This is a genomic window from Paenibacillus sp. SAFN-054 (assembly GCF_051966755.1).
In the GTDB taxonomy this organism is placed as follows: Bacteria; Bacillota; Bacilli; order Paenibacillales; family Paenibacillaceae; genus Paenibacillus_AQ.
Genome location: NZ_JBQCKS010000005.1, coordinates 183,705 through 207,421, shown reverse-complemented (window position 1 = coordinate 207,421; position 23,717 = coordinate 183,705). Strand labels below are relative to the sequence as shown.

At 53.6% G+C, this 23,717-nt stretch carries 27 protein-coding genes; 22 read left to right on the top strand and 5 right to left on the bottom strand.

All coding sequences use genetic code 11. The features are described from left to right. The first annotated feature begins 61 nt into the window (after positions 1 to 61). The 17 genes from ACTHPM_RS22165 to ACTHPM_RS22085 all read left to right on the top strand — a co-directional run bounded on the left by ACTHPM_RS22165 (position 62) and on the right by ACTHPM_RS22085 (position 14,905). Entirely contained in the window at positions 62 to 1,162 is a 1,101-nt protein-coding gene (locus ACTHPM_RS22165) for a GT-D fold domain-containing protein (protein ID WP_440397633.1), read from the top strand. Positions 1,163 to 1,230: 68 nt separating this feature from the next. Then, a complete protein-coding gene (locus ACTHPM_RS22160; RefSeq protein WP_440397632.1) occupies positions 1,231 to 2,640 on the top strand; it encodes a glycosyltransferase family 2 protein in 1,410 nt (469 codons plus the stop codon). A 132-nt stretch (positions 2,641 to 2,772) separates the two neighbouring features. Further along, positions 2,773 to 3,060, top strand: a complete 288-nt coding sequence (locus ACTHPM_RS22155; protein ID WP_440397631.1) for a nucleoside-diphosphate sugar epimerase — start codon at positions 2,773 to 2,775, stop codon at positions 3,058 to 3,060. 30 nt (positions 3,061 to 3,090) lie between these two features. Further along, positions 3,091 to 3,429 (top strand): restriction endonuclease subunit S, encoded by a 339-nt coding sequence (locus tag ACTHPM_RS22150; protein ID WP_440397630.1) that lies wholly within the window; start codon positions 3,091 to 3,093, stop codon positions 3,427 to 3,429. Continuing rightward, positions 3,426 to 3,698, top strand: a complete 273-nt coding sequence (locus tag ACTHPM_RS22145; RefSeq protein ID WP_440397629.1) for a hypothetical protein — start codon at positions 3,426 to 3,428, stop codon at positions 3,696 to 3,698. The genes ACTHPM_RS22150 and ACTHPM_RS22145 overlap by 4 nt, the downstream gene beginning before the upstream one ends. A gap of 26 nt (positions 3,699 to 3,724) precedes the next feature. Then, positions 3,725 to 4,084, top strand: coding sequence for a hypothetical protein (locus ACTHPM_RS22140; RefSeq protein ID WP_440397628.1), 360 nt, complete (start codon positions 3,725 to 3,727; stop codon positions 4,082 to 4,084). Between the two features lie 229 nt (positions 4,085 to 4,313). Then, positions 4,314 to 5,408, top strand: coding sequence for a CgeB family protein (locus tag ACTHPM_RS22135; protein WP_440397627.1), 1,095 nt, complete (start codon positions 4,314 to 4,316; stop codon positions 5,406 to 5,408). A 26-nt stretch (positions 5,409 to 5,434) separates the two neighbouring features. Continuing rightward, a complete protein-coding gene (locus tag ACTHPM_RS22130; RefSeq protein WP_440397626.1) occupies positions 5,435 to 6,574 on the top strand; it encodes a CgeB family protein in 1,140 nt (379 codons plus the stop codon). Between the two features lie 137 nt (positions 6,575 to 6,711). Next, complete coding sequence (locus ACTHPM_RS22125) at positions 6,712 to 8,133, top strand: glycosyltransferase (RefSeq protein WP_440397625.1); 1,422 nt, start codon at positions 6,712 to 6,714, stop codon at positions 8,131 to 8,133. 12 nt (positions 8,134 to 8,145) lie between these two features. Continuing rightward, positions 8,146 to 9,237 carry a non-hydrolyzing UDP-N-acetylglucosamine 2-epimerase gene (gene wecB, locus ACTHPM_RS22120; RefSeq protein ID WP_440397624.1) on the top strand — a complete coding sequence of 364 codons (1,092 nt, stop codon included), beginning with the start codon at positions 8,146 to 8,148 and terminating at the stop codon, positions 9,235 to 9,237. Beyond that, positions 9,230 to 10,216: a polysaccharide biosynthesis protein gene (locus ACTHPM_RS22115; protein WP_440397623.1), complete on the top strand. Its 987-nt coding sequence runs from the start codon at positions 9,230 to 9,232 to the stop codon at positions 10,214 to 10,216. Before wecB ends, ACTHPM_RS22115 begins: the two co-directional genes overlap by 8 nt. After that, positions 10,213 to 11,061 carry an SDR family oxidoreductase gene (locus tag ACTHPM_RS22110; RefSeq protein WP_440397622.1) on the top strand — a complete coding sequence of 283 codons (849 nt, stop codon included), beginning with the start codon at positions 10,213 to 10,215 and terminating at the stop codon, positions 11,059 to 11,061. Before ACTHPM_RS22115 ends, ACTHPM_RS22110 begins: the two co-directional genes overlap by 4 nt. Beyond that, positions 11,022 to 11,957: an NAD-dependent epimerase/dehydratase family protein gene (locus ACTHPM_RS22105; protein WP_440397621.1), complete on the top strand. Its 936-nt coding sequence runs from the start codon at positions 11,022 to 11,024 to the stop codon at positions 11,955 to 11,957. Before ACTHPM_RS22110 ends, ACTHPM_RS22105 begins: the two co-directional genes overlap by 40 nt. Further along, a complete protein-coding gene (locus tag ACTHPM_RS22100) occupies positions 11,954 to 12,673 on the top strand; it encodes a glycosyltransferase (RefSeq protein ID WP_440397620.1) in 720 nt (239 codons plus the stop codon). The genes ACTHPM_RS22105 and ACTHPM_RS22100 overlap by 4 nt, the downstream gene beginning before the upstream one ends. Before the next feature lie 82 nt (positions 12,674 to 12,755). Further along, positions 12,756 to 13,193, top strand: coding sequence for a hypothetical protein (locus ACTHPM_RS22095; protein WP_440397619.1), 438 nt, complete (start codon positions 12,756 to 12,758; stop codon positions 13,191 to 13,193). 283 nt (positions 13,194 to 13,476) lie between these two features. Next, positions 13,477 to 14,703, top strand: coding sequence for a glycosyltransferase family 4 protein (locus ACTHPM_RS22090; RefSeq protein ID WP_440397618.1), 1,227 nt, complete (start codon positions 13,477 to 13,479; stop codon positions 14,701 to 14,703). 37 nt (positions 14,704 to 14,740) lie between these two features. Next, the gene (locus ACTHPM_RS22085; RefSeq protein WP_440397617.1) at positions 14,741 to 14,905 is read left to right on the top strand and encodes a hypothetical protein; all 165 of its coding nucleotides are present in this window, start codon (positions 14,741 to 14,743) and stop codon (positions 14,903 to 14,905) included. A gap of 198 nt (positions 14,906 to 15,103) precedes the next feature. Here ACTHPM_RS22085 and ACTHPM_RS22080 read toward each other — a convergent pair whose 3' ends face one another. Further along, positions 15,104 to 15,733, bottom strand: a complete 630-nt coding sequence (locus ACTHPM_RS22080; protein WP_440397616.1) for a DUF1796 family putative cysteine peptidase — start codon at positions 15,731 to 15,733, stop codon at positions 15,104 to 15,106. A 219-nt stretch (positions 15,734 to 15,952) separates the two neighbouring features. Here ACTHPM_RS22080 and ACTHPM_RS22075 point away from each other — a divergent pair, with 219 nt between their 5' ends. Genes ACTHPM_RS22075 through ACTHPM_RS22065 form a run of 3 tightly spaced genes read left to right on the top strand, consistent with a single transcriptional unit; the run spans position 15,953 to position 17,778 of the window. Next, positions 15,953 to 16,288, top strand: coding sequence for a hypothetical protein (locus tag ACTHPM_RS22075; protein ID WP_440397615.1), 336 nt, complete (start codon positions 15,953 to 15,955; stop codon positions 16,286 to 16,288). Positions 16,289 to 16,314: 26 nt separating this feature from the next. Further along, positions 16,315 to 17,376: a glycosyltransferase family 4 protein gene (locus tag ACTHPM_RS22070; protein ID WP_440397614.1), complete on the top strand. Its 1,062-nt coding sequence runs from the start codon at positions 16,315 to 16,317 to the stop codon at positions 17,374 to 17,376. Between the two features lie 15 nt (positions 17,377 to 17,391). Further along, positions 17,392 to 17,778 carry a hypothetical protein gene (locus tag ACTHPM_RS22065; protein WP_440397613.1) on the top strand — a complete coding sequence of 129 codons (387 nt, stop codon included), beginning with the start codon at positions 17,392 to 17,394 and terminating at the stop codon, positions 17,776 to 17,778. A 65-nt stretch (positions 17,779 to 17,843) separates the two neighbouring features. Here the strand turns inward: ACTHPM_RS22065 and ACTHPM_RS22060 are convergent, their stop codons facing one another. Continuing rightward, positions 17,844 to 18,761: an NAD-dependent epimerase/dehydratase family protein gene (locus tag ACTHPM_RS22060; RefSeq protein WP_440397612.1), complete on the bottom strand. Its 918-nt coding sequence runs from the start codon at positions 18,759 to 18,761 to the stop codon at positions 17,844 to 17,846. A 210-nt stretch (positions 18,762 to 18,971) separates the two neighbouring features. On the opposite strand from ACTHPM_RS22060, the gene ACTHPM_RS22055 reads away from it, so the two are divergent. Both ACTHPM_RS22055 and ACTHPM_RS22050 read left to right on the top strand, forming a co-directional pair. Continuing rightward, positions 18,972 to 19,559 carry a hypothetical protein gene (locus tag ACTHPM_RS22055; protein ID WP_440397611.1) on the top strand — a complete coding sequence of 196 codons (588 nt, stop codon included), beginning with the start codon at positions 18,972 to 18,974 and terminating at the stop codon, positions 19,557 to 19,559. A gap of 101 nt (positions 19,560 to 19,660) precedes the next feature. Next, positions 19,661 to 20,713 carry a YhcN/YlaJ family sporulation lipoprotein gene (locus tag ACTHPM_RS22050; protein WP_440397610.1) on the top strand — a complete coding sequence of 351 codons (1,053 nt, stop codon included), beginning with the start codon at positions 19,661 to 19,663 and terminating at the stop codon, positions 20,711 to 20,713. A 166-nt stretch (positions 20,714 to 20,879) separates the two neighbouring features. On the opposite strand, the gene nagA is transcribed toward ACTHPM_RS22050, so the two are convergent. The 3 genes from nagA to ACTHPM_RS22035 are packed head-to-tail and all read right to left on the bottom strand — an operon-like array spanning position 20,880 to position 23,661. Beyond that, a complete protein-coding gene (nagA, locus tag ACTHPM_RS22045; protein WP_440397609.1) occupies positions 20,880 to 22,055 on the bottom strand; it encodes an N-acetylglucosamine-6-phosphate deacetylase in 1,176 nt (391 codons plus the stop codon). After that, positions 22,052 to 22,780: a glucosamine-6-phosphate deaminase gene (gene nagB / locus ACTHPM_RS22040; RefSeq protein ID WP_440397608.1), complete on the bottom strand. Its 729-nt coding sequence runs from the start codon at positions 22,778 to 22,780 to the stop codon at positions 22,052 to 22,054. Before nagB ends, nagA begins: the two co-directional genes overlap by 4 nt. Further along, positions 22,777 to 23,661 (bottom strand): MurR/RpiR family transcriptional regulator, encoded by an 885-nt coding sequence (locus tag ACTHPM_RS22035; RefSeq protein ID WP_440397607.1) that lies wholly within the window; start codon positions 23,659 to 23,661, stop codon positions 22,777 to 22,779. Before ACTHPM_RS22035 ends, nagB begins: the two co-directional genes overlap by 4 nt. Positions 23,662 to 23,717 lie beyond the last annotated feature (56 nt).

The following is a 23,717-nucleotide window of genomic DNA, read 5'->3' as shown; positions in this document are numbered from 1 at the left end:
ACGGCCTCTCGTTAAAAATACAGCCTTCATTCCTTTAAGGAAGAAGGCTGTTGCTATAGACATGGCGGGAAAACCGCATGCGCCCGGCAACGGCTCACCGGTTCCAGGCCCCGCTCCCGTAGCGAAGGAGCGAAGAAGGAATGCGGGCAGCCGCCTGCATCCTCGGCGCCGCAGGCGCCGTCCGGCAGATCCAATCGGGCCAAGGGCGGCGAAGCGCCCGCGTGTGAAGAATCGGAAAATCATGCTCCCGAAGGGGTTTCGAATGATCGAAGGGGGGATGGCGGAGACAGCCGTGCCAGCCGCTTTCAATCCCGGCAAGCCGGGCTTATCGTACGCGGAGGGCTTTGACATGGGGTACCGTGCAGGCAGCACGGCGGGAGCCGAGGAGGAAGTGGCTTCGCTTCTCCCGCCTTACACCGTTCTGCCCGAAGTATCCGCAAGGGAAATTATGGCGGCGGGATTGCAGGGGTACCTGCCAAGGTTAAAGCCGCTTTTGCGGCCGGAAGAGGTTCACGGCAGGCTCGCGCAGGCGATGGCCGAGAATCGGCCGCTATCCGTCGTCCGGCTCGGGGACGGAGAACTGCTTGCGTTGGCGCATGATACTGTACTCCCGTTGGAGCATGCCCAATCAGCCGGACATTTCTTAACGCTCGCGGGCATGACGCTGCCGGATCCGGCGGCCCGGGACCTTCTGGCGGAGGCAGTGCGAAAAGCGGATATCATCGGCATTCCTTCATCGCGCCTGCCTACGTACCAAGGCTTGCTGTTTCCGGTATTACGGTATTACGGCATCGATTACGGAACGCTTGCGTTCACGGTTTCCACGATCAATTACGCGCTCCATGAGCATGGCCTTCTGCTGCCTTTGCTGCAGCATAAACGGGTATTGGTCGTTGGCAACAGGGCGGGAGAACTGGCAGCCCTGCTGTCTTCCTTGTCTATACAGATCGCAGGGATCATTGCCCCGGTGAACGGATTCGCGGATATTCCCCGCGTGCTGGCGGAAGCGGCAGAGTATTCCTTTGAGATCGCGCTCGTCGCCGGCGGAATTCCTGCCGTCGTCATCTGCCAGAGAATAGCGGCAGAGCTGGGCCGCGCTGCGCTCGATTTCGGACACTTGGCCGATAAGCTTGTTTCGGGTGAGCTGTCTTTCACGCCATGATTCCGGCTTCAAGGGATTCTTCTCTCGGGTCGGAATCGATTCAAGTTACGGCAGGGAGGTTATGGCCAATGAAAAAAACTTTTGGGCGCACGGCCGCCCATTCGGCCAAGACGAGAAAAACACGGGCCGGGAGAAGACGAAGACATGCCGGAAGGGGCGGCTCTCATCCCGGCGGAACGTACCGTCTGGGCTACGAAAGGGGGTACGAACAGGGCCTCATCCAAGGGAAGGAAGCCTACACCGAGCCTTTTCATGGCACCAGCATCATCATTCCCAGCTACAATCAGGCGGATTACTTGGCCCGGTGCATCGAAAGCATCGAGAGCCACACCGCCGAGCCGCATGAAATTATCGTGGTGGACAACGGCTCTACGGACGGAACGGGTGCTTATCTGGAGAAACGATCCGGACGGCTTCGCTTCAAGCGGTTTGATACGAACCGGGGATTCGCCGGCGGGGTGAATCAAGGCCTGATGATGGCGAGGGGCGATTCGATCGTTATTCTGAATAACGATACGCTGGTGACTCCGGGCTGGCTCAGCCATATGCTGCGCTGTTTGCATAGCGATCCCGAGATCGGCGCCGTCGGCCCGGTCACGAATTATATCAGCGGTGAACAGCAAATCGACGTGCCGTATAAGAGCGTGGAGGAAATGTGGAATTTTGCGGCATCCCGCAGCATGCCGGATGAAGGGAAGTGGAAAGAGACCGACAGGCTCGTGGGATTCTGCGTATTGTTCCGGCGGACGCTGCTTGAGAGAATCGGCTACTTCGACGAAGGCTTCCGAATCGGAAATTACGAGGATGATGACTGGATCATCCGGATCCGGTTATGCGGCCTCAAATTGATGATTGCCGGCGACTCCTTCATTCATCATTTCGGGAGCGTCAGCATGAAGAATCTCGGCGAGAAGCAGTTTCGGGAAGTGGAGGGGCATAACGGATCGTATTACGCGGAAAAATGGGGCAATCCCTATGCTTGGGTAGCTTTCGCGGGGCAGCATTCGACGGTGGGAAATAACGTCCTGGGGTCTGGTCAATCAGCCTCCCCTGCCGACTTTTACCCTTCTCATGTGCTGATTCGCGACCAGGGGGAGAGGCAGTTCCTCCTTTACCGGGGGCATAAATATCCCTGCGGCCCGTTACAGGAGCTGGTGGGTGTGAGGCCCGTAACATTGTCCCGAATGGATATCCGAAGCATTCCGACAGCAGATGCCATCATCCCCGGGGAGGAGCTGCTGGCGCTTCTGCAGCATCCTGCGGATGAGCCGAAGGACGGGCAGCTTGTATGCAGTGACGACGGCACCGTTTACCAATGGTGCGACGGCTCCGTCCGGCCATTCGTATCCGATTTCGCTTTGGGGAGATGGGAACTCAAAGGGAGAAGCATCATCCGCCTCCCCGCAGACAAGATGAAGTCGGTGCCCCGCGGCCTGCCCCTCATTGCCCCGCCGGTACTGCTAAACCCGGTGCTTTAATAAATTTATATCCGCACCCGGTTAAGCGTAACTGTATGTGGGCGACCGGCATAGGATATAGCAGGCAGAAGCGGATCAGGCGGGGCGGGCCTTCGCGACCTTCCGCGACAGCATCTACAGGAGGAATTGACCATGCAGAGCAAAATTGATGAAATGTTAACCCATATGTCCCATTCGCACCAGCAGATGGCCAGAGTTCTCGATGCCGAGCGCCAAATGGCGGTCAGAATGGCTCAAATTATTCATGACCTGCCAGATGCGGATCCGGAGTTTGATGGCATTAACGGCCTACTGGAGAACTCTGGGCAGATCAATAAAAGCATTATCGCCTATCTGGGAAGTATCGCGGATCTTCAGGAAGCGCTCGCGGAAACTCTGAATCATGTCGTGAAAGAGCTGGGCAGCCATGAGGAAGAGTAAATGGAGACTTGATATAGGAGAGTGCTGCAGATGAGCAGGGAACAAGCCTTTTTGCATATGCTGGATGCCGCTTCCAAAATTCAATGGAACATCGCCATGATTTTGGAAGCAAAAGCAGTTGAGGCGGAGAAAGTCCGGAATTGGGCTATCAATCATTTGACGTCGGACGCGTTTCAGACGCATGAACACCAGCTGAACGAGCCGCTGCAAATCCATGGGCAAATCGTGGAGCTGCTCGAAGGTCTGACCAAGCTCGAGAACGGACTTTGCAGCAATCTGAAAGCTGTACTGATTCAGGAAGAGAGCGGGCTCGGGGATGAAGAAGGCATGTTCGGCTCCGGATTTGACCTCGGAGACCTCGGCAAATGAGTTTGCTTCTCAAAGAGCAGGAAGCCAAGCTGGATCTCATTGCTTCGATCGCCCAAAGCCAGCAGGCGCTTGCCCGGATTCTCAGCAGCATTGCGGATGTATCCTCCCATTCGGAATTGTCCGCCCGAAGTCTGATGGAGAACATCCGGCTCCTTACGCAGCATCAGGCCACCATGTGCCAAATGCTGCAGGGAATCACATTATGCCACCCCCGCAGCGGTACTCCTGCGCCGCCCTGGTTAAACGCATCCCGACTGCCGCATACATGATGACCGAAATACAGGAGGAATAACGGATGAAGACCAAGAAACGTGTTTCACGGTCCGCGAAACCCGGCACCCGGAGGCGCCAGCTCCTCGTTGCCCGCAAAGCCAGGCCGCTGAGATCGAGAAAGCCGCGATCGGGCGGAGCCAGGCAGCGTCGGCTGGCCAAGGGTGGACAAAGACGGCATCATCGGCTCGGCATGACCCGCCGGAGACGGAAGCGGAGATGGGTCAAACCGGTGCTTCCGTCTCCCGTGGAGCAGGGGGCGCTGCCTCAAGCGCCGGACGCCGCTTACAACCAAGGATTTGATGAAGCATACAATGAAGGATTCAATGCCGGCTTCGCGAAGGGCTTTGAGGATGGGCATCAGTTAGCATACCAATCGAAATGAGGATTCTCGCAATAGACTTTTGAACCGATAAACAAGGTGATGGATACAGTCAGGTCTTCGCTTCATGGGCAACCATGAAGCGAAGGCTTTTTGCCGTGTACATATCGTGACATCCGCCAAATTCCTGGCCGTAAGGCTGTCGTCCATGATGCAAGTGTCTCTTCCGCATATATTTAGAATTATAGATTGAATTTCAAAGAATAAATTGTTCGAATGGAACTTTTAAATCATGACAGACAGGGTGAAAGCTGTGGGAGGAAATATTGCAGGCAACAGCGGGAGTTACCGGCACGGTTACGGGGATGGCTACAGGCTGGGAATATGCCAAGCCGTGGAACAACGGGTGCCATTGCCGGAATCCGGTCACCGGGATATGAAAATCGTGTACGTTCCCCAGGGGTTTCATGCCATCGATCAGGGTGTGATCGCCGCACTGCGGAGACTGGTCAGAGAATGCATCGTGGTGGAAGCCCCGAATATGCTGGAGCAGGCTGCCGCGGAAAGGCCCGATCTGGTTCTCGTCATGAACGGGCTGCATGTATTTCCGGAGAATCATCTGGAGGACATCGCCAAACTCCGGGGAATGGGCATCAAAACAGCCGTGTGGTTCGTCGATGATCCGTATTTTACGGAGGATACCGCCTCCATGTGTACCTGCTACGACTTGGTTTTTACACATGAATTGGCCTGTGTGCCGTTTTACCTGGGACTTGGAGCCGCGAATGTGCATTATCTGCCCCTGGCCGTGAATACGGGCATGTTCAAACCGCAAAGGCCAGGTCCCGGGCATTTGTATGATATCTGTTTCATTGGCAATGCCTTCTGGAACAGGGTTGCCTTGTTCGACGAGATGGCTCCGTTCCTGGAAGACAAGAAGGTGCTGATTGCCGGAGGATTCTGGGAGCGGGTTACCCAGACCGAAAAGCTGGGAGGCCTGCTTCATATGGGCTTTATCGCGCCGGAGGAAACTGTTAATTATTACAACGGGGCCAAGATCGTTCTGAATATCCATCGGCCGGACGAGTATGGGCAGGATAACCGCAACAGTCACCGGATCAAAGCCAAATCGATCAACCCACGCACTTACGAAATCAGCGCCTGCGGCACGCTTCAAATTACCGACCTGCGCGAGGACACGCATTCCCATTACAGACCCGGTTACGACATCGAAACCTTCGGTTCTGTCAAAGAGCTGCAGGACAAAATCAGTTACTATCTCCAGCATGAGGAGGAGCGGCTGGAGATGGCATGGCGGGGATTATGGACCACGCGAAAGGAGCACTCCTTTGTCTCAAGAATGAAATCGCTGCTTGCGCTTGTATAAGAAAACGAAGAGGAGCGGGTTATGACATGTCTACCATTAAGCACCGGTTAAGAGTCATGCAGCCTGAAGTGCTGACCCCTGCCGAGGAAGCGCGGGCTCGCGGGCGTGAAGCGGGCTATCAGGGAGGGTATGATGAGGGCTATTTGAAAGGACGCGCTGATGTGATCGTCAGCCGCCATGCGACGTCCTTTCCTTTCCGCCAGATTCATGTGCTGTACGTTGCATCGGGTAAAGGCTTTCCCTATTCACCTCTGGATGAAGCCATTTCATCGACACTGCGAAGCATGGTATCACAGGTGACGGTTATCGAGCCGGGCCAGCCGATTAGTGAGGTAGCTTATCAGATCATGCCGGACATGGTTCTCGTTCTGGACGGTATGTTTATTCAGAATGATCAGCTGGATGCGGTGCGCCGGCAGGGGATCAAAACGGCGGTTTGGTTGACCGACGATCCGTATTATACGGATATGACCACGGAAAATGTAAGCCACTACGACTATGTATTCACGCTTGAATCGAACTGCATCCCTTATTATCAGCAGCTCGGCTGCACGCAGGTGCATCATTTGCCTTTTGCTGCTTTTCCCGACCATTACAGACCATCCAGGAAACCATCCGTCCCGCGAAGGGAAGTAAGTTTCATCGGTTCCGCATATTGGAACCGGATTGATTTTTTGAGCCCGATCATGGAACGCCTGATGCAGCGGAATACCCTCATCAACGGGATTTGGTGGGATCGTCTTCCGAATTTCGCCGCCTATCAGGGCCGGATTGAGGTCAACAAATGGATGGGTCCTGAGGAAACGGCCGAAGCTTACAATGCTTCCAAAATCGTCATAAATCTGCATCGATCCCATGAAGATGATTCCGTGAACAACAATGCCGTCAAAATCCCCGCGGCCTCTCCGAACCCGCGCACCTTCGAAATTTCTGCCTGCGCCACCCTTCAGCTCAGCGATTACCGCAGTGACCTCGCTAAATTCTACACACCCGGCGTGGAGATCGAGACGTACAGTTCGCCGCAGGAACTTCTGGACAAAGTCGAATATTACCTGACGCATGAAAAGGAGCGCAGGGAGATCGCCCTGAACGCGCTCGACCGGACGATGCGAGAGCATACCTACGGAAACCGGGTAAACGAAATGCTTTCCATCGTTTTCCCTTGACTCAAAGCTCCGGATCCGCTCATTTTGGACGGATGGAGGGGAGTAAATGACGTGCCGGTACAGATTCACTTCTAATATATTGTATTACTTGGGTTAAAGGAGGTGTGGATCGTACCCTGTTCTTATTGCAGCGGTCCATGCGCATGATGACATATAAACCTAAACTCATGATGTTCTCGCATGTCAGCAATACAGGCAGTATCACGGGGGCTGAAAAGCTCCTCCTGCTGTTCTGCCTTCAGCTCACCCCTTACTTCGAGTGTACCCTGGCAGCCCCGCAGGAAGGCAAACTGACAGACTATGCCAGAAGGCAGGGCATTTCGGTACGAATCCAGCCCTATCCGCTGCTGTATGGCATGTATCATCCCGGGGCGTTGCTCGAACAGGAGGCGGAGGCGCTTCGGCACCATCCTGACTTTGCTTCCGTTATCCGCACTTTGACCGAGGTTGCGCCGGACATGGTCCTGACCAATACCATTGTGAACGTTCTGCCTGCAATGGCGGCCAAGACACTTGGAATTCCGGTGTTATGGAAAGTGACCGAGGTGATGCAGTCCACCGAATACGACCATGCAGCGATGTCCGTCGTAGAGAAGTACAGCGATTGCCTGATTGCGATTTCGGAGGCATCGGCCCGCGTTTTTCGCGGTCGTGTTGCAAGGCCCATCACCCTTCTTCCCCCGTCCTCAGACAATGAGCTGTTAAAGCCGGCCCAAATACTCATTCGCACCGGATACCGCAAGGTTCTTCGTCTCAAAAATTCACATGTGTGCATCGGGTACATTTCTTCTTTCATACACCCCGAAAAAGGGCTGCTCGAATTCGTTCGAATGGCCTGCATCATATCCCAATCCCATGAGAACAGCCGGTTTGTCGTGATCGGCAAGCCGGCTGACCAGGCGTATTATGAGCGATGCATGGCGGAAGTGAGCGCTTCGGGCTTCAGGACCCGCTTCCGGTTCATTCCTTTCGTTGAGTCCGTGCACTCTGCATACAGCGCAATGGATATCCTTGTCGTTCCCAGCATGGTGCATGAGGGCTTCGGCATGACTGCACTCGAAGGCATGCTGTGCGGCAAACCTGTCGTTGCATTCGATTCGGGCGGCTTGGGGGAACTGATGGCCAATACGGGAAACTCACATGCAGTGGTGCCTGCAGGCGATGCGGCGGCGCTTGCCGTGAAGGTTGCCGAATTCCTGAATGACCCCGAACTGCTGCAAAGCACCGGCTCAAGGAATGCGGAGGCGGCAAAAGCGCAGTACGGGATGGAAACTTACCGCAGCAGAGTCGCATCCTATGTTCACGCATTGATGCAGGGATGCCCGGACTGGATGAGCGGCGCAATTTCCGCCAGTCTCACTGCATACCGGGAGCCGCCTTTGCTTCAACCGCCGGAGATTGCCCAGAAAACGGTCACGGCCAGACGCAGACCCGGTCGAAGAGGACGCGGCGCAAGAAGGAAAGGGGCAGCAGCCAAACGCCAACGCCGTCTGGCCAAAAGAAGGACAGGTGCCCGCAGGCGTTCCAAACGCCGTTTCATCACCACTAAACGAAGGTAGGAGACGGATGCCATGAGAATTATGACGATTTTGGGCACCAGACCCGAAATTATTCGCCTCAGCCTCATCCTTCCGAAGCTGGACCGGTATGCGGAGCGGCATGTGCTCGTGCATACCGGACAGAATTTTGCTGAAAGGTTGAGTGGGATTTTTTTCAGGCAGTTGGGCTTGCGCCCGCCGGATTATGTTTTGCAGGATGCGGCCGCATCCCTCGGAAATCAGCTCTCGGCCATGTTTTCGCAGATGGAGGCCATTCTGGAGAAGGAAAAGCCTGACAAGGTACTGCTGCTCGGGGATACCAATAGCGCCTTGTGCGCGATTCTCGCAGAAAGGCTCGGGATTCCCGTCGTGCACATGGAGGCGGGGAACCGCTGCTTCGACCTGAGAGTGCCCGAGGAGAAGAACCGAAGGGTCATCGACGCGATATCTTCGATTAACATGCCTTACACGGAGCAGAGCAAGAAGCACTTGCTGGCCGAAGGCTTCCCAAGCTCCCGCATCGTGCTGACAGGCAACCCCATTTATGAAGTGATGAAGCATTACGAGCCATCTATCGCCGAGAGCGATATATTGAACCAGCTCTCCTTGAAGACCAAACAGTATTTTTTGGTCACCGCACACCGCGCGGAGAACGTGGATCATCATGGGCGCCTGCAGCAGATTGTCGAAGGGCTGAACCGGATTGCCGGTAAATACGGACGCCGGATCATCTGCAGCATTCATCCGCGTACGGCCTCTCGGATCGCCGGGCTGAAGTCCATCGCGCTGCATCCGCTGGTGGAGTTCCATGAGCCCTTCGGATTTTTTGATTTCGTAATGCTTGAACGCCATGCCTGCTGCGCATTGACCGATAGCGGGACGGTGCAGGAGGAATGCTGCATCATGCAGGTACCGACCGTGACGATGCGGGATACAACCGAACGTCCGGAGACGGTGGACTGCGGCAGCAATATCGTGTCCGGCGTGGATGCCGAGGCGATATTCCGGTCGGCTGAACTGATGCTGAACCTGGACGGGGGCTGGGATTGCCCGGAGGGCTACTTGACGGAAAATGTCTCGGATAAGGTTGTAAAATTTCTGCTTGGAGGGGTAGTTCATGTTTGAAAATAAACGGATTTTGATCACCGGGGGTACGGGCTCCTGGGGGTATGAACTGGTCTCCCAGCTGCTGGGGCTTAACCCGAAGGAAGTGATCGTTTACTCTCGGAATGAATCTTCGCAAGTGGCCATGAGCCGGGAGTTCGAAAGCAAGCATCTGGGCTTCCGGATCGGGGACATCCGGGATAAGGACGCGCTGGTCGCCGCTTGTCAGGGTATGGATTATGTATTTCACCTTGCGGCTTTGAAGCATGTTCCCGTGTGTGAGGATCAGCCTTATGAAGCGCTCAAAACCAATGTGATCGGAACGCAAAACGTCATTGAGGCAGCAATCGAGAACAAAGTGAAAAAGGTCTTCTATATATCGACTGACAAGGCGGCCAATCCGTCGAATTTCTACGGCATGACCAAGGCTATTGGAGAAAAGCTAATCGTATATGCCAATCTTCTGAACAGCGAAACCCGTTTCGTTACGGTTCGAGGCGGCAATGTGCTCGGAACGAACGGCAGCGTCGTGCATGTTTTTAAGGATCAGATCCGCAACAAAGGCCAGGTCACGATTACGGATATGGGGATGACCCGCTTTTTCCTGACGCTGCGGGATGCCATCAAGCTGCTGTTTAAAGCGGCCGAAGAAAGCTACGGCGGCGAAATCTTCGTCATGACGATGCCTGCCTGCAGAATTGTGGATATGGCGGAGGTTCTGATTGAGGACTCCGGCCGGGAGGATGTCAGAATTGTAGAGTCCGGTATCCGGCCAGGTGAGAAAATCCACGAAATTCTGATGAGCGATTTCGAAAGCCTCACGACGGTTGTTTACGACGAGGAGTACCTGGTCATCCTTCCGACGCTCCACATGCCTGAACTCAAGGAGAGATACAGCCACTGCAGACCCGTATCGTTCACCAGCTTCAGCTCGAATTACCATCTGATGAACAAAGAGGAGATCAGGGACATTCTTCGGTCCGGGGGGTTCCTGCAATGAAGCTGCTCATTCTGGGAGGAAACGGAATGGCAGGACACATGCTTGTCGAGTATTTTCAGCGGCAGGGAAAGCATCAGGTATTCTATACAACCCGGGATCAGCGGAGCCCGGGGGGGCTTTTCCTTGATGTGTCCGAATCCTGCATGGTTGAAAAGGTGATGGAAATCGTCAGGCCAGATATTGTAATCAATGCCATCGGGGTCTTGAACCAATTTGCGGAAGAGGATCGGATCAATGCCTACCATGTCAACGGCTTCCTTCCCCACAGGCTGCGCCGGTCAGCCGATATGCTTGGAACCCGTCTGATTCATATCAGTACCGATTGCGTGTTCGAAGGCACCAAAGGCCGTTATGAAGAGGACGACGAACCGGATGGGACAAGTGCCTATGCATTAACCAAGGCCCTTGGCGAGGTCCGGGCCCCCGGACACTTGACCATCCGCACGTCCATCATCGGTCCGGAAACCCGCCGGCATGGCATCGGCCTCATGCATTGGTTCATGACCCAGAAAGGGACGGTTTCCGGGTATCGGAACGTTCTTTGGAACGGTGTGACTACCCTGGAGCTGGCCAAGGCCATCGATAAACTGATGGATGCTCCGATCTCGGGATTGATGCACCTGGCCCATCCCGTACCGATCAGCAAACATGATTTGCTTCTGCTGTTTCAGGAAATATGGAAAATACATGATGTGACGATCGTGCCTACGGACCTGCCGATTCAGGATCGTACGCTGGCTTCTTCGCGTACGGATGCGCAATATGCCGTACCTCATTACCGCGATATGCTGAAGGAGTTGGAGAGATGGATGAACGAGCTTCCTTCCGCAAGCATGTCATTTTGATTACAGGAGCCTCCGGTTTTACCGGGGGCCATGCTTGCCGGTATTTTGCCGGCCAGGGCATGCAGGTAGCCGCCATCGTCCGAAACGTCCCTCAAGGACCGGCTCCGGAGGGGATTACGTATTATACATGCGATTTGCTGAATAAGCAGGAGCTTGAGCAGGTTGTTCAAAGCGTCGCGCCGGACTATGTCCTGCATCTGGGCGGTAAAAACTCGGTGCCCGAATCGTGGGAGAGTCCGCTGCTTTACCTCGAAACGAATGTATTACCTACCATATACCTCTTGAATTCACTCCGCCCGCTTCCTGCCTGCAGAATCGTCATCGCCGGTTCGATGGCGGTATTTCCGCTTACGCCTCCTTTCGAGCCGCCCCACCCCTACAGTCTCAGCAAAAGCCTGCAAAAGGCGGCCGCTCTCTCATGGAATGCGCTGTTTGGCCAGTCTGTGATCCTTGCAGAACCATCGAACCTCATTGGGCCCGGGCCATCAACGGGCTTTTGCGCGCTTCTTGCCCGCCATATCGCGGCTTGCGAGCAGGAAGGCAAAACCGCTGCATTCAATGTTTCCTCCAGGAAGGCACGGCGTGATTTTCTGGATGTAAGAGATGCGGTTAGGGCGTACGATCTGTTATTGAAAAGAGGCACGCCGGGACGTACTGTTATCGTCAGATCGGGAGTACAGCATACGCTTGAGGACATAGCAGTTAAAATGATGGCCATCGCCGGCAGTCAAGCGCCGCTGGAATGGGGGGACGCGCCGGAAGCTGCGGTCATGACAGAGGCTCAAGCGCCGGAGGAAGGCATGGCCGGGCTGGGCTGGCAGCCGGAGATACCGCTTGAGACTTCGCTCCGCGATGTCCTTCGGCATTTTCGTGAGCGGAAAGGAGGGGCAGTATGAGACCGCTCGTAACGATTGTCATTCCTTTTTACAATGATCCATATGTGGATCAGGCGATTCAAAGCGCATTATCGCAGACGTATGCTCCGCTGGAGATTATCGTCGTGGATGACGGTTCCACCCGTTTCGCCGACAGGATCAAGCCTTATCTGCCGCAAATCTATTATCTGGGCAAGGCGAACGGAGGCACGGCCAGCGCCCTCAATCACGGCATACGCCACGCATCGGGGCAATATGTGGCCTGGCTGAGCTCCGACGACCTGTTTTATCCGGAGAAGATCAGCCGCCAAGTCCAATTCATGATAGAGCAGGAAGCTTTTATATCGCATACCAATTTTAATGTGATCGATAGCTCCAGCCAGATCACCTCTTACCGGGCAGGCTGTTCCTTTACGAACTTCCTCGATTTCTATCGGATCTTCATGAACGGCAATCCGGTGAACGGCTGCACGGTGATGATGCGAAAAGAACTGTTTTGCCATGTCGGTCTATTTGATGAAAGCCTGCCGTATACGCATGATTTGGATTTTTGGAGAAGGGTTATTCAGGCCGGTTTTCCACTGCTGTATCTGGATGAGCCGCTGGTCGGGTACCGTCAGCATGAAGCCATGGGAACAATCCGCCACCGCGCGGTCATTGAGCAGGAATATGCTATGACGAGCAGCCAGGTACGTAGTGCGTTGGGACCGCTGATATCGATCATGGAAAGGGCATGAATTGGATGAATGAGCCGCATGGTTCGTCCATGCAAATTTCGCAAATATAGCATAAATATAGTATGAAAGGAGGGAACACAACATGCCAAATGTATTGGTTGATAGTCAAATATCGCAAAATGTCTCCACAGCAGGAGCCGTATCCATTCCTGCAAGCACCACGCCGGCATTATTCGGAACATTGGGTCTGAATACGTCCACTGCAGGTGCGAACCTGTCCGTGCATTTCACGGCTACGGTTACCCTGAGTGCCGTTGTTGCCGTACTTGTGCCGGTCACGATCACGATTAATAGAGTGGTAGAAGGTGTTTCAACTACGGTTTATACAGCAACGAAATCACTTCCTGTAGGTACGCTGCTGCTGACGACGGATGTCGTAACGGTCTCGGGTATTGATTTACTCACCACGAACCCTGGATTTGTCATCTATCAGGCTTTTGTCAGCATTCCCGCAGGCCTGGCAGTCATTCCGACACGGGTAGGACCCGAAAGCTTCGAAGCCGTGGCGTTCTCGGATTAAGAACGCAAAATCTTATAATGATCATGGGCACCGGTATCCGGTGCCTTTTTTTAGGATATCAGAAAGTATGCAATTCGAAGCAAATCCTCCCGTTCTCGCAACAAAAAACCATTTTAATACCGTCCGGTTTCCTTTGAAAGTACATCGATAGACGTTTTTTTGTGCAAGTAGGGTTCAGGAGTCGGGTCCTGCCTGGCTCTTCAATAATATAGTATAGTGTCCGATCATGGACGGATTACCCTGAATGAATCCGGCTTGCCGGATCCCATGGAAAGGAGATTGCATGAAAATACTACTGGCAACCTACTGGCTCATTCCCCATGTCGGCGGGGTGTGGAAATACATGCTGCAGATTCAGCAGCGGCTGGAAGCAATGGGGCACCAGGTGGATCTGATGGGAAACAGTCCAGATTACTCCAAATTTCACATCATCAACCGGGGGCAGGAGCTGTCCAAAACCGCGCTACGTCCCTTTCTGACTGCCAAACTGTCTGCAGTGCAGGCGCCACGGATGCACCAAGACCCGTTCATTCATTTCTATGAAGAAGACCGTTATTTCATGGAACTTTCGGCAGCCTATTTCGGACTGGGGCAATACGATGTCATTCATACGCAGGATATTTTCGCGGCCAGAGCTTTGCACCGGGTCAAACCACCGCATGTTCCGCTGGTTGCGCAGGTTCACGGCTCTGTCAGTCTGGAGCTGCATAATCATTTCCGTCTGAATCCGCATCTTGGCGTTCAGGAGCATTCTCCGGGATGGAAATATTTTGATTCGATTGAATATTACGGGGCCACCTCGGGGCAGCTGACCATCACTTCGACCCAGTGGCAGAAAAACGAGCTTGTGCATGATTTCGGCGTACCGGAACAACGGATCGAGGTTTTTCAGTACGGACTGGATACGGGCCCTTTTTGGCAAAGCGCGCAGAACGGAACCGATATCCAGAAGCCGCCGGGCAAAAAAGTGATCATCGTCCCAGCCCGGCTTGCCTTCGTGAAAGGAATCGATGTGCTGATTTCCGCTCTGGGCATGCTGAAGCATATGCGCGATGACTGGGTATGCTGGATCGTGGGCGAGGGAGAAAAACGCGAGGAGCTGATGAGGCAGACCGCGGGGCTGTCGCTTCAGGACAAAGTCGTGTTCATGGGGGAAAGACGCGACATTCCGGCGCTGCTTCTGCAATCCGATATATTCGTACATTCCTGTATTCAGGATAACCAGCCTTTCTCGGTTATGGAAGCACAGATCGCCGGGTTGGCTTCATGCGTATCGAGTGCAGGCGGACTGCCGGAGATGGTGGAACACGGCGTAACCGGACTCGTATCCCCGGTGAGGGATCCGTTCACGCTTGCCGATCATTTGAACGTGCTTCTGGGGAATGACGAATTCCGCCAAATGCTGGGCCAGAATGCTGCCCGCTTTGCTCAGGAGCACTGGTCGATGGATCTGATGATCGCAAGACTGCTGAATGCGTACGGCAGGGCTGCGGCCAGCATCGGTCGTTAAGTGAGGATATGTGAGAGAGGGAGGAGGGAGAAGAGTTATGGAAGGAGATCCGTTTATGGTTATCGGGGATCTGTACAACCGGATTTTCGTCGCGCAGTCCTCGCATCTTGACGTGCTGGTGGACTATGCGGTGTGGAACCGGATTTTTGAACAGCTGCCTGCGGATTACAGGCTTCCGGATATGGAAGTGCTGACTTTTTGAGGATATCCACGAACAACGGGATGGAGCACGCCTCGTCACATCTTCGCTGCAGGGCTGATTTCTGCAATGCACTATGCTGCCAAATGAAATTTTTACAGCATAATAAACAAAAAGTCGGATTCTTTAACGAATTCGACTTTTTTAATCCAATCATTAATTAATTGCATCAAGCTCAAAAGGGACTCTTTATTTAATCGTTTAATATTCCGCCAATTGAACCCCCTTAAATATTTCAGCCCACAGATGATCGTTCCCTTCCCATTTGTCATCGTTTGGCATCAGGATGGAGCACACCTTGTCGAGCGGCCAATCGGTCTCCATGACATGCGGCACGGCGGTGTGATTGATAAGCAGAACCTTAAAATCATGCGCTACAAGACCGGATAACACCTCCTGCAGCTCCTGCGCGTCTTCGAGCGACCCTTCCGTCCGGATAAAAAGAATGTTGCGCGCGGTAGCCATTTTCTCCATAAAGCGCTGAACCCGGCGGTCATACTTCGCTTTCACTTCCGGGTAGGCAGCCAGGTAGGGAGGGAAATTGTTGTGAGTAAAAAAGTCATGGTTGGACAGAAAATCGTAGTAAGTTTCCCGGACCAGATACAGCTGATCGCTGAGCCGTTTCTCGACGAACAGATTTTCGTAGTTCATGAAGTTAGCGAAATGGTTCCGGAGCAGCCGGTTGACGTTAGCCAAATTATAAGTAGCCATCCAATCGAGGGGGCCGGCATAGGGACGAAGATCGAATTTCTCAAGCTGCATCGAAGCCAGGCACAAATCTCCCAGGCTGAAGATCGCGTCATAGGTTCCTTTCAGATCTGATATCCGCATGAATGTTATCCTTCCTTTCGCTTCATCGTAAGGATTTCCCAAGGAGAAGCAGGATTCAACTGCAGTTCCTTTCTTCTATTAGATGCGTTGCTTGACGGGTTCGCTTGTATCTCCGTTTATTCCTTCTTCATATTTAGGTCTGTGGCCAAAGCCAAACGCCCTTACCGTCTGCAGGGAACAACATACGATGGGATAAGACTTGATTTCAGGAGGATGGTTATGTCCATTTTACGGCTCGAAGCAGCACCCTTTGCCCCGATCGATTGCCGTTACATCGAATCCGTTGATGTGGAGGTTACCAACGGCGGAAGCGTTGGCTTCGAGATGCTGGTCCACGCCTATGGGGAACAGGGGCTATTTTATGTACAGTTGATTCATGTAAGCTCCGGCGCTGCCGTGCCCCTTCAGAATATCGTGACAGGTTACATGCCCTTTCAGATCGTTTTGGTCTCGAATGTCAACGAATATGCCCATACAGGGGTCACTTTAAGGATGTACAATCAAGGACATCTGATTGCCTTATATACGCAGGAGGACACGATCCGTACGTTGTAACCGGAGGATAGAGGAGGAAACGCGACGTGAATGTATTGTTTGTATTTTATGTGCCCAGCGGCGGCATGGATACGCTGAACCGGCTGCGATGCAAAGCCTTGAAAAAATACGGGATTCATGCTTCCTGCCTCTATTTCCATTGGGGGGCGGGCGTGCAAAACAACGACGAGGTTCCAATGCACATCACAAATGATGATGAGGAGATCCGCGGCATTCTGGCGGCTGGCAACTTTGACGTCATCGTCGTCACGACGGATCATAAGAGCTTCCCTAGATTCAGGCAGCTCGGCTACACGGGGAAGCTGGTACTCGAGATTCAAGGCTACGGTCCGAAAGAGAATGCAAGAAAGCAGCTGATGGAGGCTATCCCGTATGTCAACAGCTACGCGAATGGTCTGCTCAATCCCTGCACGCCTCATATTGCCGCTTTGTTTCAGGAGTTTTATCCTCACATTCCACAGTTTCATTTTCCCAACTGTTTTGATTCCGAAGCCTTCACATACCGTCCTGCCGCGAAGCCTGAGCAGCCCATCATCGCCTGGCTCGGCCGGATGGAGGACAATAAGAACTGGAGGGAGTTCCTTCACATCGGTCATCAGCTTTCCTATTATATTCCGAATTTGGCGTTATGGATGTTCGAGGATCCCAATCTGTCGGACCCGCATGAGCGGGAGCAGTTCGAGCAAATGGTTGATAACCTGGGACTGCGCCCCCGGCTGACGCTTCGGTCCAATGTGCCAAATGCGCAGATGCAGTATTATTATTCGCTGATCGGCGATTCCGGCGGCTTCATGTGCTCCACTTCCAAGGTCGAAGGGGGACCACTGTCCGTACTGGAAGCGATGAGCTGCAGATGCCCCGTACTCGCGACAAATTCGGATGGCGTCGCATTGTGTATCCGGCATAACGAGACCGGCAAAAACTACATGCTTGGCAATATCGCGCAGGCGCTTCAGGAAGGGCTCGATTTGATGCTGAACGCCCCGCGCCGGGAAGACATTCGGAACAATGCGCTGCGGCTGCTGCAAACGGAGTTCAACCCCCATTTATATTGTCTCAGCTTTATCCGGATGGTCAATCAATTGTGAAGGAGATGAAAGAGGATGTCGCTCAAATATAAAACCAGCCAGGGAGCCGCTGCCGGGACGTTTGACTCGTTTGTCGTCGGGGCCGAGGAAATCGTGCTGACCTCCGTTACGCTTGAAGGGATCGAGGCCGGAGACCGCGTTGTGCTCTCCATTGACGTCTCCTGGCTCAAGCCGATGTGCGACCTGGGGGAACTCGAATTCTTTCTGCGAAAGGATGCCGCTGACGGACCGGTCATTTACTGGACGCTTGAGACCTGTTATGCCAAAGCGCGTACGAAAGAAAGCTTCACGCTGACTGCGGAAGGCGGCATGCGTCATTTTTATTTGTCGGTCAAATCCGGCGAGCAGAAGGCCCGTCTCGTTTCCTATGCATTGGAGGGGAGCGTGTACGCACCAGTTTGAAGAACGAAAGAGGCCATTCCCCGGTTCGAGCGGGATCGGCCTCTTTTGCCTATTTGCTTCATCGTTCAGGGATTCATGAAATGAGTATACGTTTCTTTCAGCCCTTCTTCGATTTCGAAAGCGGGCTTCCATCCCAATTCGGCGAGAATACGGTCATTCGATAAGCAGCTGTGACGAATATCTCCGGATCTGTCTGGGCGATGTTTGGTCTGGATTTCCACGCCGCGAAAATGCCCAAGAAGATCGACTAGACGGTTGACGGAGGTTGCCTTCCCGGTGCTGACATGAAGAATAGGGAGGTCTCCCGATGCCTGCGCGGCAATCAAGGCCGAAACCACATCCTTTACATAAATGAAATCCCGGGTCTGCTCGCCGTCACCGTTGATGGTTAAAGGCTGGTTCTGACGGAGCTGATTCATGAAAATCGATACGACTCCGCCTTCTCCTTTAGAGGTTTGACCAGGGCCATACACATTGGCGAAACGCATGATTGCCCAATCCAAACCGAAGAGCTGCCCATACAGGCGAATATAATGCTCAGCAGCATATTTGGACAGGCCGTAAAAAGAGATAGGGGCAGCCGGATCGGTCTCCCTCAGTTTATTGGTCTCAAGATTACCATAGACCCCCGATGTTGATGCAAAAATAAACTTCCGGACGCCGGCTTGCCTGCAGCCTTCGAGCATGTTTAGCGTTCCCTTGACGTTATGGTCCATGTCCTGAAGCGGATCGTGGATGGATTGCTGGACATCGGCCTGCGCCGCCAGATGGTAAATCACATCGGGATTCAGAGCAAGAACCGTTTGCAGGGCCGCCGGACTCCGGATATCCTCCACATGCAAAGACGCGGCAGGATGAACCCTGCCGGCCGACCCGGAGGAAAGATTATCGATGACATGGACCTGATGCTGCGCTTCGACCAGCTCTTGCACGAGATGAGAACCGATAAATCCGGCTCCGCCTGTTACCACCACCGTTTTCATGTTTTTACCTCCTGATGGATAAGGTCATGATGTATCGTATGTGGCAGGCGTTTGGTTGGTATTAGGCATTTCCCTATTTCCTGTTCGCCTAATTACCGTTCTCCCCGAAGAAATCCATGTAAGGAGGAAACAAGGTAGTAACGGAGAGTTACCCGGGGTAACATATTCATAGGGGTCTTGAGATTGTCAAAGAAGGGGAGGGTGGAACATATGGCGAAAAAATGGATGCCAGCCATCATCATTGTCATTTGCATGATACTCATCGCCGGCGCAGCCTATTGGTTTCGTCCCTATGAAACGGAAGTCACTGGACAGAATAACATGCAGTCTCTTCCAGGCGATGCAGGCGAACCGACGAGTGAAGGGGAAGCCGTTTGGGCTAATAAGGAGGCAATAACCGTCGAGTGGGATGGAAAAAGAACCTCATGGATGCTTAAGCATGCCGAGGGCGGAGGGGAATCTGAAAGCGATGTTTGGACATTGAACGGCTCTCCGGTTTCCGCGGAGCAGGCGCAGGGGATACTGACGGAAATGAACGCGCTGCTCATCCGGGGATTGGAATCTTCACGCAAGGCTTCTTCCTTGAAAGCAGAGGTCATGGATTCTACCGTAACGATCGTAAGCGGTCCGGAGCATGGGGACAAGGTATATCAAATCGCAGTCGAGCCAGCATATCCCGAGACGGCATGGATCATTCCCGCCGGGGAATCGCAGGTTTACCCGATACCGATAAAAAGCTTGATGGAGCTGGAAAAAAAGGTGGATTCAATAAAAGCAGCCGCAGGGGGAAGGAATTAAAATGAACGAGGTGTGATGCCAAATCCTTTCAGCATATCCGCCTGATCGCACGGTCATCCTAAAAGGTGTTCCTACATTACATCATAACGGAGGATGAACTCATGATGCGATCCAAAGCGATTAGCCTTTCCATATCCGCGGCCCTGCTTGTGAGCGTGGCTGGTGTGGCCGGCTGTACGACAAACGAGCCTGCCAATACCAATGTCCGCACCAAAAATGTTCATGACGCGCGCGGATTGAACGGCATGAACGGCCGTCTTAACGTCAACTCCCTGCGGGACGGTGGGGATCGGATGTCGACGTACAATACGAGCTCGAGCCATCGCGTGGGCAGCTTAACCTCCTCGCAGGATCTTGCGGACAAGGTTGCTGCAATGAAGGAAGTGCGTACAGCCAATGTCCTTCGCGGCGGTAACAGCGCTTATGTGGCCGTGTCCTTGGAGAACGGCGCCAAGGGCCATATGGGCGCCAAAGGCATTACCGGCAACTACGGCATGAAGAGCACCAATAGTAATTACCGCAGCAGCAGCTTTGGCTCGACGAATAACAGCAGCTTTAACAATGACAATGGCAGCGTAGGCAGCGGCTCCATGAGCGCGAACAACCGCGGGTTGTACGGCACGATGGGAACGGGCAGCTACGGAATTATGCGCGGCATGACCGGAAACGGCTCGGGTACGGGAACCGATACGCATCGTTTGCATAACTACACGACGAGCGACGGGGAACCGATCACGAGAAGCAACGGCTATAACGCCACGACTCCCGGCACGTCAGGTACCAATGGAACGTTGTCCGATAACAAAGACGATGTGAGTATGGAAATTAAAAATAAAATCAGCGATACGATCAAAAAATCCGATCCAAGCATCACCAACGTCTACGTATCCGCTAATCCTGATTTTGTCCAACGCGTCAGCAATTATGCAACCGAGTTGAAGAACGGACATCCGGTTCAAGGCATGCTGACCGAAATGTCCACGATGTTCGAGCGCATCTTCCCGATGCACACGGGCACGGACGGCAACAACTTGAACAATAACAACATGAACAACAACACCAACATGAACAATAACAACAAGATAACCCCGATGGGAAACACCCGTCCGGCTCCCCTTGGTAAAACGCCTGCCGGCAGACATATGATGCAGTAATTTCAGAGCAGCTTCGCGCTTCACGCGCGGCTGCTTTTTATTGTTGTTAATCAGAAAGGTCAGCACATTTCCCATAGAAAAACCAAAAGCCTCCCGAAATAGATATTTCGGAGAGGCTTTGGTGTGCAAGATTGCTTATAATTTTAAAATCATTTCTAATTCAATATTAAAATACCTGGCGTCCGCGTACCCAGACGCCCTTCAGGTTCAGGCTGTCATCCAGCATCAGAACGTCGGCCTGCTTGCCCGCTTCCAGCGTGCCGGTGCGATCTTCGATACGAAGGCGCTTGGCCGGGTTGTAGCTGGCAACGCGCGAGGCATGCTCAATGCTTAAGCCGACGGTTTCGACGAGGTAACGGAAGCCCTTGATCATGGTCAGCGTGCTTCCGGCCAGACTGTTCGATTCGCCTTTCAGCATGGCGATCCCGTCTTTGACCTGGACAGGGAGGTCGCCGATCATATAATCTCCGTCCGGCATGCCGGCAGCAGACATGGCATCGGTGATCAGTATGAGATTATCGTTCGTTTTCAGCTTAGCCAGGATGGAAATGGCTGCCGGATGTACGTGAATCCCGTCGGCGATAATCTCGGCATGAATCCGGTCATCACCCAGGACCGCGCCGGCCGTTCCCGGCTTGCGGTGATGGAGCGGCGTCATGGCGTTGAACGTATGCACGCCTTGGCGCAGGCCCGCTTCAACCGCAGCCTCGACCTCTTCGTAGGTCGCGTCCGTATGGCCGAGGGCGGCATTGATGCCATGCTCGCTCATCCAAGCGATGGCTTCCAAGGCGCCATCGCGTTCCGGAGCCAGCGTCACCTGCTTGATCAGTCCCGGATACTGGGCATCCCAGGCTTCCAGCCATTCTACGCTCGGCAGGACGATGTGCTCCGGATTCTGGGCTCCGGGCCATTTCGGGCTGATGAAAGGACCCTCCATATGCACGCCTTCGATGATTGTGTAGGGCATATCCTGCTGTCTATAATGGTTTACTTCCTCCAGCACTTTATCGATCGATGCTTTGGGAGCGGTCATGGTCGTGGCCAGCATGGCGGTTGTTCCCTGGGAACAGTGGAAGGAAGTGATTTTATCCAGCTCATCCTTGCCGGAATACATGAAATCCTCGCCGTTGCCTCCATGAACATGGACATCAATAAAGCCCGGCATAATGTAGCCGTCCGTTTTTTTGCTGTCCGTGCCCGCGCTCTGCCAGCGCTCCGGCAATTGCTGCACCTCTCCCGCATATACAATGCTGCCTTCCTGAATGGCAACGACACCTTCCTCGATCACGCTGCCGGGTACGACAACCTTTCCGTACAGCAGTTGAACCGATCCTTCACTCATACTAATAACCTCCCTGCTCCTTGATCCAATAATACGACGACGTTCGGGTGGCACTGAAGCAGCGATGCCGGACACTGGGATGTGATAGGTCCCTTCAAGGCGCGCTTGACGATTTCCGCTTTGTCTTCGCCGCGCACGAGCAGCAGAATCTGTTTGGCCTTCAAAATGCTGCCTACACCCATCGTTACGGCCTGCGTCGGCACGTCATCAAGCGAAGGGAAGAAGCGGGCGTTCGCCGTGCGCGTTTTTTCCTGAAGCTCAACGAGATGCGTTCCGCCGACCAGGCCCTCATCCGGCTCATTGAAGCCGATATGGCCGTTATGACCGAGCCCGAGAATCTGAAGGTCCACAGGACCGTTCTCTTCCAGCATGGCGTCATACTTTTGGCACTCGGCTTCGAGATCTGCTGCATTGCCGTCGGGCACATGCGTATTTTCCATTTTGATATCGATATGATTGAAGAGCTTGTCGTTCATGAAATAACGGTAGCTTTCCGGATGGCCCTCCGGCAGACCGACATACTCATCCAGATTGTAGCTGGAAGCCTTGGCAAAGCTGACGAGTCCCTGCTGGTTCATCTCAATCAGGCGCTGGTAGATGCCGATCGGCGAGCTGCCTGTCGCAAGGCCGAGAACGGACCTTGGTTTGGTGTGAAGCAGGCTTGCGATGAGGCTGGCTCCGGTGTTGACGAAATCGGCCTCCTGCTTGAATGTGTAGATGTTCATACGGGTGAATGACCTCCTCTAGGTTTTCGGTAGTTCCGGACATTCTGGTAGGATTGCTCCAGCTTGGGCACATACTGTCCGAACTGCTCGCTGCTCATGCCCATGAAAAGAATATCGATAATATGAAGCTGGGCGATCCGTGAAGCCATATCCCCGCGCCGCATGCCTTCTTCGAGCGAAGAAACGAACAGGGGAATGTCGGCCATGGAAGCCAGCGTGTTGCTGCCGTAAGAAGTAAGGGTGATCGTCGCGGCTCCGCTGTCTTTGGCGCAGGCCAGCGCGTTGATCGTTTCCTCGGTTTCACCGGAATAGGAAATGGCAACGGCCACATCCCGGCTTGTCAGCGTGGAAGCCGACGTGATCTGCATATGGGGATCGGCGAACGCGGTGCAGTTCTTCCCGATCCGGATCAGCTTCTGGTAAAAGTCGAGGGCGACAACCGACGAGGTTGCCACGCCATACAGATCGATCCGTTGCGCCGCGCACAGCAAGTTGATGGCTTCTGACAGCCGGTTCATGTCCAGCAGTGAAGTGGTGTCATGAATGGAGGTAAGATGGTTGGCTTCCATGGCTTCCACGATTTTGGACAACGGATTGTTCGCGACGATGTCTTGATAAGAGGAAGCCTGGCTCCGTTCCTGCATCTCCGTATGGGCAATTTCCGCGGACAGCTTGACCTTTAAGTCAGGATAGCCTTTTAAATGGAAGACCTTGCAAAAGCGCGTGACCGTGGCCGGACTGGTTCCGCACTGCTCGGCCAGCTCCTTGATTCCCATATGCACCACTTCCGCCGGGGAAGAGAGAATGTAATCGGCAATCCGGCGTTCCTGCTGGGACAGTTTTTCTTTTTCCTGCGCCAGGGCATACAAGATAGGTGCCACGATAGGACCTCCTGATTCGATTGAGTTTATGAAAATAATTTTTGCGATTGTTTTCA